Annotated in this window: 15 protein-coding genes; 9 read left to right on the top strand and 6 right to left on the bottom strand. The window is 73.4% G+C overall.

The annotated features are described in order from the left end of the window. Window positions 1-141: 141 nt before the first annotated feature. A complete protein-coding gene (locus ACFOX0_RS26235) occupies window positions 142-297 on the bottom strand; it encodes a hypothetical protein (RefSeq protein ID WP_377550745.1) in 156 nt (51 codons plus the stop codon). A 126-nt stretch (window positions 298-423) separates the two neighbouring features. Next, complete coding sequence (locus ACFOX0_RS26240; protein ID WP_377550866.1) at window positions 424-1,734, bottom strand: extracellular catalytic domain type 1 short-chain-length polyhydroxyalkanoate depolymerase; 1,311 nt, start codon at window positions 1,732-1,734, stop codon at window positions 424-426. A 239-nt stretch (window positions 1,735-1,973) separates the two neighbouring features. Between ACFOX0_RS26240 and ACFOX0_RS26245 the strand changes: the two genes are divergently transcribed. Beyond that, window positions 1,974-2,954, top strand: coding sequence for a PaaX family transcriptional regulator (locus ACFOX0_RS26245; RefSeq protein WP_377550747.1), 981 nt, complete (start codon window positions 1,974-1,976; stop codon window positions 2,952-2,954). Window positions 2,955-3,010: 56 nt separating this feature from the next. On the opposite strand, the gene ACFOX0_RS26250 is transcribed toward ACFOX0_RS26245, so the two are convergent. Then, a complete protein-coding gene (locus ACFOX0_RS26250) occupies window positions 3,011-3,874 on the bottom strand; it encodes a PaaX family transcriptional regulator (RefSeq protein ID WP_377550749.1) in 864 nt (287 codons plus the stop codon). A 110-nt stretch (window positions 3,875-3,984) separates the two neighbouring features. Between ACFOX0_RS26250 and ACFOX0_RS26255 the strand changes: the two genes are divergently transcribed. Genes ACFOX0_RS26255 through ACFOX0_RS26290 form a run of 8 tightly spaced genes read left to right on the top strand, consistent with a single transcriptional unit; the run spans window position 3,985 to window position 12,698 of the window. Further along, entirely contained in the window at window positions 3,985-5,604 is a 1,620-nt protein-coding gene (locus ACFOX0_RS26255) for an ATP-binding cassette domain-containing protein (protein WP_377550751.1), read from the top strand. Further along, a complete protein-coding gene (locus tag ACFOX0_RS26260; RefSeq protein ID WP_377550752.1) occupies window positions 5,601-6,494 on the top strand; it encodes a branched-chain amino acid ABC transporter permease in 894 nt (297 codons plus the stop codon). The genes ACFOX0_RS26255 and ACFOX0_RS26260 overlap by 4 nt, the downstream gene beginning before the upstream one ends. Next, complete coding sequence (locus tag ACFOX0_RS26265; RefSeq protein WP_377550754.1) at window positions 6,487-7,722, top strand: branched-chain amino acid ABC transporter permease; 1,236 nt, start codon at window positions 6,487-6,489, stop codon at window positions 7,720-7,722. Before ACFOX0_RS26260 ends, ACFOX0_RS26265 begins: the two co-directional genes overlap by 8 nt. Further along, window positions 7,631-8,890 carry an ABC transporter substrate-binding protein gene (locus ACFOX0_RS26270; RefSeq protein ID WP_377550756.1) on the top strand — a complete coding sequence of 420 codons (1,260 nt, stop codon included), beginning with the start codon at window positions 7,631-7,633 and terminating at the stop codon, window positions 8,888-8,890. The genes ACFOX0_RS26265 and ACFOX0_RS26270 overlap by 92 nt, the downstream gene beginning before the upstream one ends. Before the next feature lie 41 nt (window positions 8,891-8,931). Continuing rightward, window positions 8,932-9,858 (top strand): SDR family oxidoreductase, encoded by a 927-nt coding sequence (locus ACFOX0_RS26275; protein ID WP_449288869.1) that lies wholly within the window; start codon window positions 8,932-8,934, stop codon window positions 9,856-9,858. Further along, window positions 9,855-10,736, top strand: a complete 882-nt coding sequence (locus ACFOX0_RS26280) for an amidohydrolase family protein (protein WP_377550758.1) — start codon at window positions 9,855-9,857, stop codon at window positions 10,734-10,736. Before ACFOX0_RS26275 ends, ACFOX0_RS26280 begins: the two co-directional genes overlap by 4 nt. After that, on the top strand, window positions 10,729-12,246 hold the full coding sequence (locus ACFOX0_RS26285) for an acyl-CoA synthetase (protein ID WP_377550760.1): 1,518 nt from the start codon (window positions 10,729-10,731) through the stop codon (window positions 12,244-12,246). Before ACFOX0_RS26280 ends, ACFOX0_RS26285 begins: the two co-directional genes overlap by 8 nt. After that, window positions 12,243-12,698 (top strand): MaoC family dehydratase, encoded by a 456-nt coding sequence (locus ACFOX0_RS26290; RefSeq protein WP_377550762.1) that lies wholly within the window; start codon window positions 12,243-12,245, stop codon window positions 12,696-12,698. Before ACFOX0_RS26285 ends, ACFOX0_RS26290 begins: the two co-directional genes overlap by 4 nt. Before the next feature lie 31 nt (window positions 12,699-12,729). On the opposite strand, the gene ACFOX0_RS26295 is transcribed toward ACFOX0_RS26290, so the two are convergent. The 3 genes from ACFOX0_RS26295 to ACFOX0_RS26305 all read right to left on the bottom strand — a co-directional run bounded on the left by ACFOX0_RS26295 (window position 12,730) and on the right by ACFOX0_RS26305 (window position 14,693). Next, on the bottom strand, window positions 12,730-13,587 hold the full coding sequence (locus tag ACFOX0_RS26295) for a MauE/DoxX family redox-associated membrane protein (protein ID WP_377550764.1): 858 nt from the start codon (window positions 13,585-13,587) through the stop codon (window positions 12,730-12,732). A 78-nt stretch (window positions 13,588-13,665) separates the two neighbouring features. Next, window positions 13,666-14,268 (bottom strand): cell wall protein, encoded by a 603-nt coding sequence (locus ACFOX0_RS26300; protein WP_377550766.1) that lies wholly within the window; start codon window positions 14,266-14,268, stop codon window positions 13,666-13,668. 14 nt (window positions 14,269-14,282) lie between these two features. After that, a complete protein-coding gene (locus ACFOX0_RS26305; protein WP_377550768.1) occupies window positions 14,283-14,693 on the bottom strand; it encodes a hypothetical protein in 411 nt (136 codons plus the stop codon). Window positions 14,694-14,831: the final 138 nt, after the last annotated feature.

A 14,831-nucleotide genomic window follows, 5' to 3' on the forward strand; every position in this document is an offset into this window, starting at 1 on the left:
CATCTCCCATTGCCGCCCCCGTCCGTCGCGGTCGCACCGGTACACGGTGGCACGCCCCGACCACCCGCCGGACCCGAGGTGACGAATTCGTCTCCGGTCCGCGCCGGCACCGCGGGCTGGCGCGGACCGACGGCCGGGGCGTCAGCCGCGCCTCACCGCGGGCAGGAGTACGTCCGCGCACCACTGGCGGAAGGTGGTGGGGGTGGGATGGCGGGGATCCCGGGACTCCGTCCGGTAGATGCCGCCCGCGACGGCGGCGGCCATGTCGACGAGTCCCTGGGCGGACGCCTCTGACATCCCGTGTCGGGTCAGGTTCTCCCTGTACGCCGGGCCGGACAGCGCCCGGGGCCGTGAGGCCGGCCCCGCGCGGCGGCGACGTCGATGGCGCCGCCGCGTCGGGAGGTGTGCCGGTTCATCCGCCCGTCAGGCGACGGAGCAGGGCTGGCCGTTGAGGCTGAACGAGGTGGGGGCGGCCGTGTTGCCGGTGTGGTTGGCCTGGTAACCGATGCTGGTCGAGCCACCCGGCGGGATGGTGCCGTTGTAGTTGACGTTGCGCGCCGTGACCTGGCCGCTGCTGGGGCTGTAGGTGGCGTTCCAGCCCGAGGTGATGGTCTGGCCGCCGGCCAGGGTGAACGCCAGTGACCAACCGTTGACCGCCGCGCTGCCGGTGTTCGTGATGGTGATGTTCGCGGTCAGCCCGGTATTCCAGGTGTTGGCCACGTAGCTGACCCGGCAGGCGCCGCCGCCGGGTGGCGGGGTGGTCGGCGGCGGGGTCGTGGGCGGCGGCGTGGTGGGCGGCGGCGTTGTCGGCCCGCCGGTGGTGGGCGGCGGCGTCTGGTTGGAGTTCAGCCCGAAGAAGGCGATCGCCTGGGCGGCCATGCCGCTCATCGGCAGCTGGTGCCCGGCGCCGGAGACGCTGATCGCCTCGACCCGTACCGTGCCGGAGGAGTCGGCGAAGCGACGTCGGGTCCAGCTCGGCTGCGGGGTGTCGGTGGAGGTGGGGTTGACGCTCAGGCCGTGCACGTTGGTCCACTGGTCCACCTCCTCCTGCAGCAGCGCGTAGTAGACCAGGTTGTCGTTGGTGCCGTGCCACAGCTGCATCCGCGGGTACGGCCCGCTGTAGCCGGGGTACGCCTGGCGGACCAGGTCACCCCACTGTTGCGGGGACTTGTCGATCCGGCCGGAGGCGCAGTCGCTGTAGCCGGGGGTCGGCTGGTAGTCGCCCTCGTTCGGGAAGCAGGCGAACGGCACACCCATGAACGCCGCGCCGGCGGCGAACACGTCCGGGTAGAGGGCGGCCATGGCGTTGGTCATCATGCCGCCGGACGAGCTGCCGGTGACGAACACCCGGCGCGGGTCCGCGCTGTACCGCTGCAGCGTGTAGGAGACCATGGACGCGATGGAGACCGGGTCGCTGCCGCCGTTCCGCCGCTTCGACGCGTCGGACCAGTTGTCGAAGCAGTTCTGCTTCTTGTTGGACGCCGACGGGTAGATCACGATGAACCCGTACTGGTTGGCCAGCGACGCGAACTCGCTGCCCGAGTAGAACCCCGGACCGTTGCCGCCGCAGCCGTGCATGGCCACCACGACGCCGGGGGAGGGCTTGACCGAGTCCGGCACGTAGATGTGCATCCGGAGATTGCCGGGGTTGCTGCCGAAGTTGGTCACCTCGGTCAGCGAGGCCGCCGACGCGGGTCTGGTCAGCGCGGGAACCGTGACGGTCACGCCGACCATCAGGGCAGCGGCGGACACGATGGTCAGCACCGCTCTGGGGAATCTCACCTTCTGCTCCTCACTCCCCGTCGCCGGGGACCTGGCCGGTCGGGCGAGCGGGCTCCCACCCACCGACTATTCGACGTATGTCAATGACTATCGTTGCCGGTCAAAAAACTGTCAATCGATGGGCGCCGATGATAGTTTCGGTCGGCGGCGACGGTCTTGACTAAGGTGGCCGGTCGTCGGAGGGTCTGGGGATGATCCCGTTCCGGCTGGAGGAGATCCTTCCCGACATCGCGTTCGGGCCGGTCCGGTTGCCACGTCAGCAGAACGGCGGATCGCCGCAGAGCACGGCGGTGACGCTGCTGGCCGACTACAGCCTGCGCGACCGTTCCTGGCTGCCGTCCGCGGCCATCGTGGCGTTGCTGGCGGAGTCCGACGTCACGCAGGCCGGGGCGCGGACCGCGATCAGCCGGCTGGCCCGCCGGGGCGTGCTGGAGAGCACCCGCCAGGGGCGGCGCACCTCCTACCGGCTGACCCCGCCCGCCGCCACCGCGCTGGCCGTCGGCGGCAGGGGCGTGGTCGGCTTCGCCGCCGCGGCGGAGGCCTGGGACGGCTGCTGGACGCTCATCGCCTTCTCGCTGCCGCAGGAGGGGGAGGCCGAGCGCCGGGCGCTGCGCGGCCGGTTGCGCTGGCTGGGCTACGCCCCGCTGTACGACGGTCTCTGGGTCTCGCCGCACCATCCACCGGCCCGGGCCGCGTCGCTGGCCGGGATCCGGCTCGGCGCGATGACCATGTTCCGGGCCCGGAGCGTGCAACTGTCCACGGTGACCAGCCGCGACCCGCTGGACGCCTGGGACCTGACCAACGTCGGCGAGCACTACGCGTCCTTCGTCCGGCGCTGGCGCACCCTGCTGCCGCGGATCCGCGCCGGCGACGTCGTCGGCGCGGACGCGTTACGGGCCCGGACCGAGGTGATGGACAGCTACCGGCGGTTCGTCAGCCTCGATCCGTGGTTGCCGATGCGGCTGATGCCGGCGGGCTGGCCGCGGGTCGAGGCCCGCGACGTGTTCGTGGCCGTCTACGACGGCCTGGCCGAACCGGCGCTGCGTCACGTGCGGCGCACGGTGGCCCGGTTCGTGGCCGGGCCCCGGCCCGTCGTCCACGCGCACACCGTCGCCGACCTGCTCGACGGCCTGCTGCCCGCCGACGCCGCACCCGCCCCGGCCGGCCGGTAACGGGTCCCGTCCGGGAACCGGTTCGTCGCGGGGCATGGCCGCCGGGCACGGCCGGGTCAGCCGCGTCGCTCGCGTTCCTGCCACCAGGTCCGGGCCAGCGGGCGCCACCGGGCACGCCGGTCGAGCAGGACCCGGCGGGCCGCCTCCCCGCTCCACCCGTCCGGCAACAGGTCCGGCGGCAGCCCCGGATCGGCCAGCAGCAGCCGGCGCCACTGGTGGACGAGGTGGGCCAGCTCGGCGAGCGCCTGGTCGGGCGTGGCCGGGCTCGGGTCCGCGAACCGCTCGGTGAAGGCGCGGTACTGCCGGTCCAGATCCGCGACGTTCCACGCCTGGGCGGCCAGGTGCTGCCGTTCCCCGTCGTCGGTGAGCCGGGCCTGCAACAGCGTCCCGTGCACCGCCTCGCCGAGGTCGTCCAGCACCTGGCGGGCCTCGGCGGCCCGGGACGGGTGCGGGCTGAGCCAGACCCCGGGGCCGAGCGAGCCGAAACCGGCCCAGCCGAGCGCGGTCCGTAACCGGTGCCGGAGGTTGCGGTGCGTCTCCGGGACGGTGGTGAGCAGCAGCAGCCAGTCGCCGGTCCAGTCGCTCTCCGGGCCGGTCGCGAAGAGCCGGCCCTTGGCGGCGGTCAGCGCGTCGCGCCCGGCCGGGGTGAGCTGCCAACGGGTCCGGCGACCGAGCCGGACCGGGGCGAGCAGACCTGCGGCGGCGGTCCGGGCCAACGCCTGCCGGACCGCCTTCTCCTCGAACCCGACCAGGTCGAGCGCGTCCACGACGGTCTGGGTCCAGGCCCCGTCGTCCTCGTCCAGGACGCAGTCGCCGAGCACCAGCAGCAGGTAGGCGCGGGCGCTCGGACCGCGGGCGGCCCCGGGGGTACGCGGGCCCCGGTCGGTCCCGTCGGGCGCTCGCGCGGAGGTCGACGTCACCGGCTCCTCCTGACTCGGCGAACGAAACATTCCCCACTATCTTGACGTACGACCATAGCTGTGTCGCATTATAGGGGTGCCTCGTCGTCGATGAAACCGAGGTGAGGCCCATGTCGACCGGTCCGGTGTCCGCCCCGTCCACGCCCGACGCCCCGCGGGTGACCCCGACGCCGCCCCTGCTACGGGTGCGGGAGTTGGACGTCTGCTACGGCGGCGGGTTGCGGGCGTTGCGGCGGGTGTCGCTGGAGGTGCCGGCCGACGGCCTGGTCGCCGTCCTGGGCGGCAACGGCGCCGGCAAGAGCACCCTGCTGCGAGCGGTCTCCGGGACGCTGCCCTTCGTCGGCGGCCGGGTCACCGCCGGAACCGTCGAGTTCGCCGGCCGTCGCCTGGACCGGCTGACCCCCACCGACGTCGTCCGGGCCGGGGTGATCCAGGTGCCGGAGGGCCGGCAGGTCTTCGCCCACCTCACCGTGGACGAGAACCTGCGGGCCGGCGGCCTGGTCAGGTCCCGCCGCGCACGCCGGGCGACCCGGGACCGGGTGTACGAGACGTTCCCGGTACTGCGCGAACGGTCCCGGCAACGGGCCGGCCTGCTCTCCGGCGGCGAGCAGCAACTGCTGGCGATCGGTCGGGCCCTGATGGCCGAGCCGCGCCTGCTGCTGCTGGACGAGCCGTCGCTGGGCCTGGCCCCGCGGATGGTCGACCGGATCGGCGAGGTGATCGCCGACATCCACCGGCGGGGGACGGCGGTCGTCCTGGTCGAGCAGAACGCGGCCTTGGCCCTGGCGCTCGCCGACACGGCGTACGTGTTGGACGTCGGCCGCGTCGCGCTGTCCGGCCCGGCCGACCGGTTGGCCCGCACCGACGAGGTGCGGGACCGGTACTTGGGGGTGAGCGCCGCGGCACCGGCCGCGCCACCGCGCCGCGCCGACCCGGTCCGCCACCCGGAGTTGCCGGCGTTGACCGTCGACCGGATCAGTGTCCGGTTCGGCGGGCTCAGCGCGCTGTCGGAGGTGTCGTTCACCGTCGCGCCCGGTTCGGTGCACGCGCTGATCGGCCCGAACGGCGCCGGCAAGTCCACCTGCCTGAACGTGCTCACCGGCGTACAACGGCCCGCGGCCGGGGGCGTGCGCTACGGCGACGTGCCGCTGCGCGGGCTGCGCCCGGACCGGATCGCCCGGCTCGGAGTCAGCCGGACCTTCCAGAACCTCGCCCTGTCGGCGACCGCCACCGTGACCGACAACCTGCTGCTCGGCCGGCACCGGCTCAGCCGGGCGGGCTTCGTCCGCGCCGGGTTGCGCACCGTCGCCGCCCGCCGGGAGGAGACTGCCCAGCGTCACCGGGTACGTCAGGTCGCCGACCTGCTCCAGCTCACCGACCTGCTGGACCGGCCGGTGGCCGGGCTGCCCTACGGCGTGCGCAAGCGGGTGGAGTTGGCCCGGGCGCTGTGCGCCGAACCGACCCTGCTGCTGCTCGACGAACCGGTGGCCGGGATGCCCGCGGGCGAGTCGGCCGACCTGGCTGCGGTGCTGGCCCGGGTCCGCGCGGAGCTGCCGATCTCCATCGTGCTGGTCGAGCACGACATGACCTTCGTGATGGGACTCGCCGACGAGGTCACCGTGCTGGACTTCGGCCGGCGCATCGCCACCGGTACGCCGGAGCAGGTGCGCCGCGATCCCGAGGTGATCCGCGCCTACCTCGGCGAGCAGGCGCCGGAGGTGTCCCGGTGAACCATCTCGCCACCCTCCTGGTCAACGGCGTCTCGCTGGGCTGCCTCGACGCCCTGATCGCGCTCGGGTTCGTCCTGGTCTTCAAGGCCACCCGGGTGGTCAACTTCGCGTACGGCTCGCTGCTGCTGCTCGGCGCGTACGTGATCGGGCGGACCCACGACGGCCTGGGCTTTCCCGGTGCCGTGCTGCTCGCGGTGGCCGTGACGGCCGCGGTGGCCCTGGTGGTGGGGGTGGTGGTCCTGCGCCCGGCGAGGCTGGCCGACCCGGGCACGCTCGCCATCCTCACCCTCGGCGTGGACATCGTGCTGGCCACCGAGTTGACCCGCCGGATCGGCACTGACCTGCTCACCACCGGCGACCCGTGGGGCGCCCGGGTGGTGACGGTGGCCGGCATCCAGGTGCCGCAGACCCGGGTGGCCGCCGCCGCCGTAGCGGTGCTGCTCATCGCCGCCCTGCTCGTCGCGCTCACCGCCACCGACTGGGGCGTCGGCCTGCGGGCCTCGGCGGAGCGCCCGGCGACCGCGGCGCTGCTGGGCATCCGGCAGAGCCGGGTCGCGGCCGGCGCCTGGGGACTGGCCGGTGGCCTGGCCGCCACCGCCGGGCTGTTCCTGGTCGCCTTCCCGGCGCCCGGTATCGGTGCCGGTGCCGGGCAGGCGGCGCTGGGCGCGGCCATACCGGCGGCGGTGCTCGGCGGTCTGGACTCGACCACCGGCGCTCTGGTCGGTGGCCTGGCGGTCGGCCTCACCGCCACCCTGGCCGCCGGCTACCAGGACCAGTTGGCCTTCCTCGGCCGGGGGATCGGCGACGTCGCGCCGTACCTGGTCATGCTGCTGGTGCTGCTGGTCCGCCCGGCCGGACTGTTCGGCAGCCGGGAGGTCGACCGTGTCTGAGCTGGCGCGTCGCATCTGGTGGCTGCCGGTGGCCGCGGTGGCGGTGGCCGCGCCGCTGTCGCTGACCGGGTTCTGGCTGCAGACCGGGCTGTTCGTGATGGCGGCCGTGATCGGCGCGATCGGCCTCACCCTGCTGGTCGGCGTGGCCGGCCAGCTCTCCCTGGCGCACGCGTTCTTCGTCGCGACCGGCGCCTACGGGTACGCGTTCCTGGCCGGCACCGGCGACGACCGGGTGGCCGGCGCCGGGTGGCCACCACCGCTCGCCGCGGTCGGCGCCGTCGCGCTGGCCGCGCTGGCCGGCGCGTTGTTCAGTCCGATCGCCGGCCGGTTGCGCGGGATCTATCTCGGCCTGGCCTCGCTGGGCCTGGTGTTCCTGGGCCAGCACGTGCTGCGCAACGCGACCGGGCTGACCGGCGGGTTCAACGGCCGGGACGCCGCACCGTTCGAGGCGTTCGGCTTCTCGTTCACCGCGACCGATCCCGACCTCGTGGTGTTCGGCGTCCCGTACGGGCCGCTGGAGCGGCTGTGGTACCTCGGTCTGCTGTTCGTGCTGGTCGCCGGCTGGTACGCGGTCAACCTGCTGCGCGGCCGTCCCGGTCGGGCCCTGGCCGGGCTGCGGGACAGCGAGACCGCCGCCGCCGTCCTCGGCGTCGACGTCCGGCGCTACCGGGCGGCGGCGTTCACCGTGTCCAGCGCCTACGCCGGGCTGGCCGGTGTGCTGCTCGCCCTCTCCTTCGGCCGGATCGTGCCGGACAGCTTCGGGTTCGGCATGTCGGTCGACTTCCTGGCGATGGTCGTCATCGGCGGTTCGGGATCGGTCCCGGGTGCCGCCGCCGGCGCGGTGCTGGTCACCGCGCTCCCGCTGATCCTCGGCCGGTACAGCGACGCGGTGCCGTTCCTGGCCCAGCCGGGGGAGCCCGGTATCGGTGCGGCCGAGGCCGCCCGGCTGCTCTACGGCGCCGCGGTCGTCGCGGTGCTGCTGTTCGCCCCCGGTGGCCTGGCCGGCCTCGCCCGCCGGCTGCGCCCCGCCCGTGCACCGCGTCCCACCCGTGCACCGCGTTTCACCCGTGCACCGACTCCCGCTCCTGCACCGACTCCCGCCCCTTCGCCGCGTCCCGCCACCGAGGAGCCGCACCATGATCCGACGACGACCGATCCTCACGACAGCGATCTGCCTCTGCCTCGCCGCGACCGGCCTGACCGGGTGCGGGAAGGCGACCTCGGGTGACAAGGACTCCGGCGGGGTGAAGTCCGGTCCCGGGGTGACCGCCAGCACCATCAAGCTCGGCAGCCTGGTCGACCTCACCGCCGTCTTCGCCTCCCTCAGCAAGTCGGTGGTGCAGGGCACGCAACTGTTCTGGAAACAGCAGAACGCCAACGGCGGCGTGTGCGGCCGCACGGTCGAGGTCACCGTCAAGGACACCGGGTACGACCCGCAGAAGGCCGTCTCGGCCTACCGCGAGTTGTCCGGCGACGTGCTGGGCTTGCAGAGCGTGCTGGGCTCGCCGGTGATGACGGCGCTGCGCCCGCTGGCCAAGCAGGACGACATGTTCCTCGGCTTCGCCGGGTGGAGCGCCTCGGTGCTGGGCGACGAACACGTCCAGCTGCTCGGCACGACGTACGACGTGGAGGCGGTCACCGGGCTGGACTTCCTGCTGCGCGAGAAGCGGGTCGCCGCCGGCGACAAGGTCGGGCACGTCTACTTCGAGGGCGACTTCGGGGAGAACGCCCTGCGCGGCAGCAGCTGGCTGGCCGGGCAGCGGGGGCTGACCATCGTCGGCCAGAAGATCAAGTCGTCGGACACCGACCTGTCCGCGCAGGTGGCGACGCTGCGCGCGGCCGGCGTGAAGGCCATCCTGGTCTCCGCCGGCCCGACCCAGACCGCGTCGGTGGCCGGCGTCGCGAAGTCGGTCGGCCTGTCCGTGCCGATCGTGGCCAACGGCCCCGGGTTCACCCCGCAGCTGCTCGGCACCCCGGCCGGACCGGCGCTGACGGAGAACCTGCACGTGGTCTCCAGCCTCGCCCCGCCGGCCCTGGACACCCCCGCGGCCCGTGACCTGCAGGCGGCCTTCGCGAAGGAGTACCCGGGCGCGGTGCCGACGCAGGTCGGATCGGTGTTCGGCTACGCACAGGCCCGGGTCGTCCGGGACATGTTGCAGAAGGCGTGCGACGGCAAGGACCTGACCCGCAAGGGCGTGTTGACCGCCTTCCACCAGCTGTCGCAGGTGGACACCGGTGGCCTGGTCGCGGGGCCGCTGACCTTCACCGACCCGGCCGCGCCGCCGACCCGGACGGTCTACCTCAGCCGGGTCGACGGGACCGTGCCGGGCGGGCTGGTCGCCGTCGGCGGTCCGGTCACCGCCGAACCGGCCCGCGCCTACCAGCCGGCGGGCTGAGCCGCCCGCGGACCCGCACCCCAGCGACGCACCGACCGACTGTGACGGGAGAACCAGTGGTGAAGCTCAACGGCCGGGTGGCCGTGGTGACCGGGGCGGCCCGGGGACTGGGCCGCGCCTACGCCGAGGCGTTGGCCGTCGCCGGGGCCGCGGTGGTGATCAACGACGCCGACGCGCGGGCCGCGAGCGAGGTCGCCGACCGGCTCACCGCGGCCGGCGCCGCGGCCGTCGCCGAACCGGGTGCCGTCGGCCCGGCCGAGGTGGCCCGCCGGCTGGTGGACCGGGCCGTCGAGACGTACGGCCGGCTCGACGTGCTGGTCACCAACGCCGGCATCCTGCGCGACCGGATGCTGTGGAAGATGTCCGACGAGGAGTTCGACGCGGTGCTGGACGTCCACCTGCGCGGCACCTTCACCTGTGTCCGCGCGGCCGTGACCCGGATGCGGGAGCAGGGCGACGGCGGGCGGATCATCGCGGTCGGGTCACCGGCCGGGCAGCGCGGCAACGTCGGGCAGACCAACTACTCGGCGGCCAAGGCGGCGATCGTCGGCGCGGTGCGGACCTGGTCGATGGAGTGCGCCCGCGCCGGCATCACCGTCAACGCCGTGGTCCCGGTCGCCGCCACCGCGATGACCGCCACCATCCCGGCCTTCCAGGAGCACGTCGTCGCCTGGCAGGACCAGGGCACCCCGCTGCCGCGCTGGCTACGGGCCGGCGAGGGCTTCGGCGTCCCGGAGGACGCCGCCGGGCTGGTCGTCTTCCTGGCCTCCGCGCGGGCCGCCGGGATCACCGGCCAGGCGATCGGGATCGGTGGGGACCGGCTGTCGGTGTGGTCGCACCCGCAGGAGGTGGCCACCGCGTACCGCGACGGCGGGTGGAGCGCGGAGGCGATCGAGGCCGCCTGGCCGGCCCTGGACCGGTTCACCCAGCCGGTCGGTATCCCCGCCCCGGAGGTGCCCGAGCCGTGAACGTCGACGAACTCGTCGCGATCGACGTGCACGCGCACGTCGAGGTCTCCGCCGCCGGCCACCCGGCCCTGCCCGAGCACCTGATGGCCGGCTCGACCCACTACTTCAAGGTGGCCGGCGACCGGGCGCCGGGCGTACCGCGGATCGCCGAGTACTACCGGCAGCGGCGGATGGCGGCCGTGGTGTTCGCGGTCGACGCCCGGTCGGCGACCGGGCACCCGCCGGTGTCGAGCGAGGAGATCGCCGAGGCGTGCGTGGCGCACGCGGACGTGCTGATCCCGTTCGGCAGCGTCGACCCGTGGACCGGCCGGGCGGCGGCCCGCCGGGCCCGCGAGCTGGTCGAACGGTACGGCGTGCGCGGCTTCAAGTTCCATCCCAGCCTGCAGGCGTTCCACCCGAACGACCGGATGGCCTACCCGATCTACGAGGTGTTGCAGGAACTGGGCGTGGTGGCGCTGTTCCACAGCGGGCAGACCGGCATCGGAGCCGGGGTCCGCGGTGGCGGTGGGATCGCGTTGAAGTACGCCAACCCGCTGGACCTGGACGACGTGGCGGTCGACTTCCCCGACCTGCCCATCGTGATCGCCCACCCGTCGTTCCCGTGGCAGGACGAGGCGCTGGCGGTGGCGACGCACAAGCCGCTGGTGCACATCGACCTGTCCGGCTGGTCACCGAAGTACTTCCCGCCGCAACTGGTCCGGTACGCCAACTCGCTGCTGCGGGACAAGGTGCTGTTCGGCTCGGACTTCCCGCTGCTCACCCCGGACCGGTGGCTGGCCGACTTCGAGACCCTGGACATCAAGCCGGAGGTACGCCCGCTCATCCTCAAGGACAACGCCGTCCGGCTGCTCGGTCTCGGGGCGCGGACCGATGCCTGACCTGAGCCTGGGCTCGTGGACCGGACGCCGGGCCCGGATGTCCCCGGACCGGGTCGCCGTGGCGTACGGGGATCGCGAGTGGACGTACGCCGACCTGCACGAGCGGACCGGTCGGGTGGCGGCCGCGCTGGCCGGTCTCGGCGTCGGGCCGGCCGACCGGGTCGCCTACCTGGGCCCCAACCATCCGGCGTTCCTGGAGACGCTGTTCGGCACCGCGCGCCTCGGCGCCACCTTCGTGCCGCTCAACTGGCGGCTGGCGGTGCCGGAACTCGTCCACATCCTGCGCGACAGCGGCGCCCGGGTGCTGGTCGCCGGGGCGGACCAGGAACCGGCCGCGACCCGGCTACGGGAGCTGCTCGACATCCGTACGGTGCTGGTCGGGGCGGCCTACGAGGGGCTGCTCGCCGCCGCGGGAGCGCCGCCGGAGGCGACCGTCGACGGCACCGCGCCCTGCCTGATCCTCTACACCTCCGGCACCACCGGCCGGCCCAAGGGGGCCGTGCTGACCCACGACAACGTCACCTGGAACTGTCTCAACCTGCTGCTCGACGTCGACCTGGCCGCCGACGAGGTGACCCTGGTGGTGGCGCCCATGTTCCACGTGGCGGCGCTCAACCAGACCGTGCTGCCCACCCTGCTCAAGGGCGGTCGGGTGCTGCTCGTCCCGTCCTTCGACCCGCAACGGTGCCTGGAGCTGATCGCCCGGCACCGGGTCACGTACCTGTTCGGGGTGCCGACCATGTTCCGGGCCATGACCCGGGCGCCGGGCTGGCCCACCGCGGACCTGTCGTCGGTCCGTTCGGCGATCTGCGGCGGGGCGCCGGTGCCGGTGGCGGTGATCGCGGACTACCAGGCGCGCGGGGTGACCTTCATGCAGGGCTACGGCCTCACCGAGGCGTCCCCCGGGGTGCTCATGCTGCGCCGCGAGTACAGCGCCAGCAAGGCCGGCGCCGCCGGCACGCCGGTGTTCTTCGGCGACGTCCGCCTCGTCCGACCGGACGGCCGGCCGGCCGCCCCCGGCGAGCCGGGCGAGATCCTGGTACGCGGACCCACCGTGATGGCCGGCTACTGGGGGCTGGCGGCGGAGACGGCCCGGACGGTGACCGCCGACGGCTGGCTGCACACCGGGGACGTCGGCGTCGCCGACGAGGAGGGCTTCGTCACCGTCCGGGACCGCACCAAGGACGTCATCATCTCCGGTGGGGAGAACATCTACCCGGCCGAGGTGGAGGACGCGCTGTACCGGCACCCGGCGGTGGCCGAGTGCGCGGTCATCGGCGTACCCGACGCGCACTGGGGCGAGGTGGGCCGGGCGGTCGTCGTGGCCCGTACCGGCGCCGAGCCGGAGCCGGCCGAACTGCTCGACTTCCTCGCCGACCGGATCGCCCGGTTCAAGGTGCCCAAGTCGGTGGTCTTCACCGACGTCCTCCCGCGTACCGCCTCCGGCAAGGTGGTCAAGAGTGATCTGCGGGCCCGGTTCGGTCCGGGCCGGAAGGAGACAGCCCCGTGACGACCACCGTCAGCGGCCTCGACGAACTGCGTGGCCTGGCCGGCGCCGAACTCGGCCCGAGCGGCTGGCTCGACGTCACCCAGGACCGGGTGAACACCTTCGCCGAGGCCACCGGTGACTACCAGTGGATCCACGTGGACACCGAACGGGCGAAGGACGGACCGTTCGGCGGCACCATCGCGCACGGCTACCTGACGCTTGCGCTGGTCATTCCGCTCTGGAGCGAGCTGCTGCGGGTGGATGGTGTCGGCATGGCGATCAACTACGGGCTCAACCGGCTGCGCTTCCCGGCGCCGGTGCCGACCGGCTCCCGGGTCCGGCTGTCCGCCCGGGTCGTCTCGGCCGAGGACGTGCCCGGCGGCGTGCAGCTCACCGTCGACCTCACCGTCGAGCGGGACGGCGGCGACAAGCCCGCGGCGGTGGCCCAGGCCGTCTACCGCTACCACGCCTGAGCCCGCGCCGCCGCGTTGTCGGCCGGTCCGGTCACCGCTCGGCCACCGCCGGCGTGTCCGCGACCGACCCGTCGGCGCTCAGCAGGGTGACTCCGGTGCGTTCGTCGACGACGGCCACCCGGACGGCGTCCGGCTGGTACGTCCGCAGCGGCACCGCGAACACCGCCGTGGCCGTACGCCCCTGGTAGCGCGCGGCGTAGCCGACCATCCGCCAGCCCTCGTCGTCCCAGTGCTCGAGTACGTCGGAACTGAGCAGGTGGGCGACCCGCCGGTAGGCCGCGCTCTGCTGCAGCTGCTGCACCGCGAACAGCAGCGGCACGCCGGAGCCGCCCCGCAACGGGTGGGTCAGCGCGGCTCGGAACCGGCGCAACGGGAGCAGCCAGACCGGATCCAGCTCGGCCGAGAGGACCACCACCGCCGCCGCCTCGACCAGCAGCACGGCACCGGCGGCGGCCGGCCGGTCGACGAGGGCGGACAGCCAACCGCCGGTGGCCCCGACGGCGGCCAGACCGGCGAGCACCAGCAGTCCCGCCCGGACGAAGCCGCGCCACCCGACCGGGGTCCGGTGGGCGCTCAGGCACCCGCAGGACGATTCGGGGGCCACCGTCCTGGCGTACCCGAGGTAGCCGAGGAAGCCGACGCAGAGCGCGGTGGCCGCGACGGCCTCGACGCGCAGAGCGGGTGGCAGCACGAGCAGCGCGCCGAGGGTCAGCTCCACGCCGCCGAGCAGGCGGTAGGCGGGTACCACCCGTCGCTCGCCGACGAGTGAGGTCAGTGCCGACCGGCGGGCGCTCGTGCCGGCGTGCCGGCTGAAGAGCTTGTTCGTGGCGGCCCAGACCAGCACGGCGCCGAGGAACAGGGGTTGCACCGCCGCGATCAACGGGAACATCGGGATTGCCTCCTCGTACCGGGTGAGCGGTGGACACCGGGTGGGTGCCGTGCGGCACCCACCCGGCGCGCGGGGTGTCTACGCGGCCGCGTAGACGGTCGCGATGTCGATCTCGTTAGTGTCGGGGTGCCAGGCCCCGATCACCTGGACGTGTTTGCCGACCTTCAGCAGCGACAGGTCCGACACGGCGGGGGTGCCGTTGTAGACGGCGGCACTGCGGTCGGGCACCACGTGTCCGACGATCCGCTTGCCCTTGTGGTCGAGGTGGAGCACGTTCCGGCCGACCGAGGCGATGTGGGCGTGCAGGTTCACGATGTTCACCCAGATCGAGTCGGCGGCGAGCGTGCCGTCGGGCAGGCGTACGCCGCGGGCGTACATCCCGTCACCGATGGCGATCCGGTCGAACGTGGTGGGTGCGAGCTTCCAGATGCTGGTGCCGTCGGTGACCCGGATCGAGTGCAGGACGGTGTCCGAGCCGGTGACGAAGAGCATGCTTCCGCTGATCTTGCTGATCCGGCCCTCGGCGAAGTTCGGGTCTGGCGCGCCGGGTTCGACGCTCAGCGGTTCGGCGGCGAAGGCGGCCTCCGGGGCCAGCGAGCCGAGCGTGGTGGCGCCGACGACGCCGGCGCCGCCGAGGACGGCGGTGGTGAGCAGTCGGCGGCGGTCGATGGTGGTGTCCATGGGATGACCTCCGGTCAGACGGTGTCGACTGAGCAGGGCCGCAGGCCCGCGGACAGGCTGGCGATCGCGCTGTAGGCGGACGGGGTCAGGTCGATGATGCGGTTGGTGCCGCACGCCGACCCGCAGCAGGTCTTCTCGCCGCACCACAGGTCGGTCTGCGGACCGCAGTCGGCGATCGTGGTGCCGACCCTCGAGCCGTTGCAGAGGTTGGTGGTGTAGTGCCGGAAACCACAGGTGCGGCGGGACATGTTGATGCCGCACTTGTCCGGTCGGGTGATCGCGTAACAGGCGTCCGAGGCGTTCGGCCAGGCGTGCTGGTAGTTGCCGGACTTGCAGGTACCACAGGCGCCGCCGCCGGTCGTACTGCACGGACCCCAGGCGCTGCCACAGCAGAACCAGGACACCTCACCCAGTACAGCCGCCATGGGTTGCCTCCCTTCGGGGGGTTGGAGGAACCAACGTGATTGAAAGTGATGAATATTGTCAGCGACAGAAATCGCCAAAGTCAACACTTTCGATGCAGGTTTCCTACGCACCCGGGCCAGTGAACGTGAGACGGCGAT

It is taken from the genome of Micromonospora zhanjiangensis (genome assembly GCF_042650605.1).
GTDB lineage: Bacteria > Actinomycetota > Actinomycetes > Mycobacteriales > Micromonosporaceae > Micromonospora_J > Micromonospora_J zhanjiangensis.

Bases quoted from the DNA above. Each gene is read 5' to 3' on its own strand.
- ACFOX0_RS26235 (WP_377550745.1), bottom strand. From the start codon at position 297: ATGTCAGAGGCGTCCGCCCAGGGACTCGTCGACATGGCCGCCGCCGTC.
- ACFOX0_RS26240 (WP_377550866.1), bottom strand. From the start codon at position 1,734: ATGGTCGGCGTGACCGTCACGGTTCCCGCGCTGACCAGACCCGCGTCG.
- ACFOX0_RS26245 (WP_377550747.1), top strand. From the start codon at position 1,974: ATGATCCCGTTCCGGCTGGAGGAGATCCTTCCCGACATCGCGTTCGGG.
- ACFOX0_RS26255 (WP_377550751.1), top strand. From the start codon at position 3,985: ATGTCGACCGGTCCGGTGTCCGCCCCGTCCACGCCCGACGCCCCGCGG.
- ACFOX0_RS26270 (WP_377550756.1), top strand. From the start codon at position 7,631: ATGATCCGACGACGACCGATCCTCACGACAGCGATCTGCCTCTGCCTC.
- ACFOX0_RS26285 (WP_377550760.1), top strand. From the start codon at position 10,729: ATGCCTGACCTGAGCCTGGGCTCGTGGACCGGACGCCGGGCCCGGATG.
- ACFOX0_RS26295 (WP_377550764.1), bottom strand. From the start codon at position 13,587: ATGTTCCCGTTGATCGCGGCGGTGCAACCCCTGTTCCTCGGCGCCGTG.
- ACFOX0_RS26300 (WP_377550766.1), bottom strand. From the start codon at position 14,268: ATGGACACCACCATCGACCGCCGCCGACTGCTCACCACCGCCGTCCTC.
- ACFOX0_RS26305 (WP_377550768.1), bottom strand. From the start codon at position 14,693: ATGGCGGCTGTACTGGGTGAGGTGTCCTGGTTCTGCTGTGGCAGCGCC.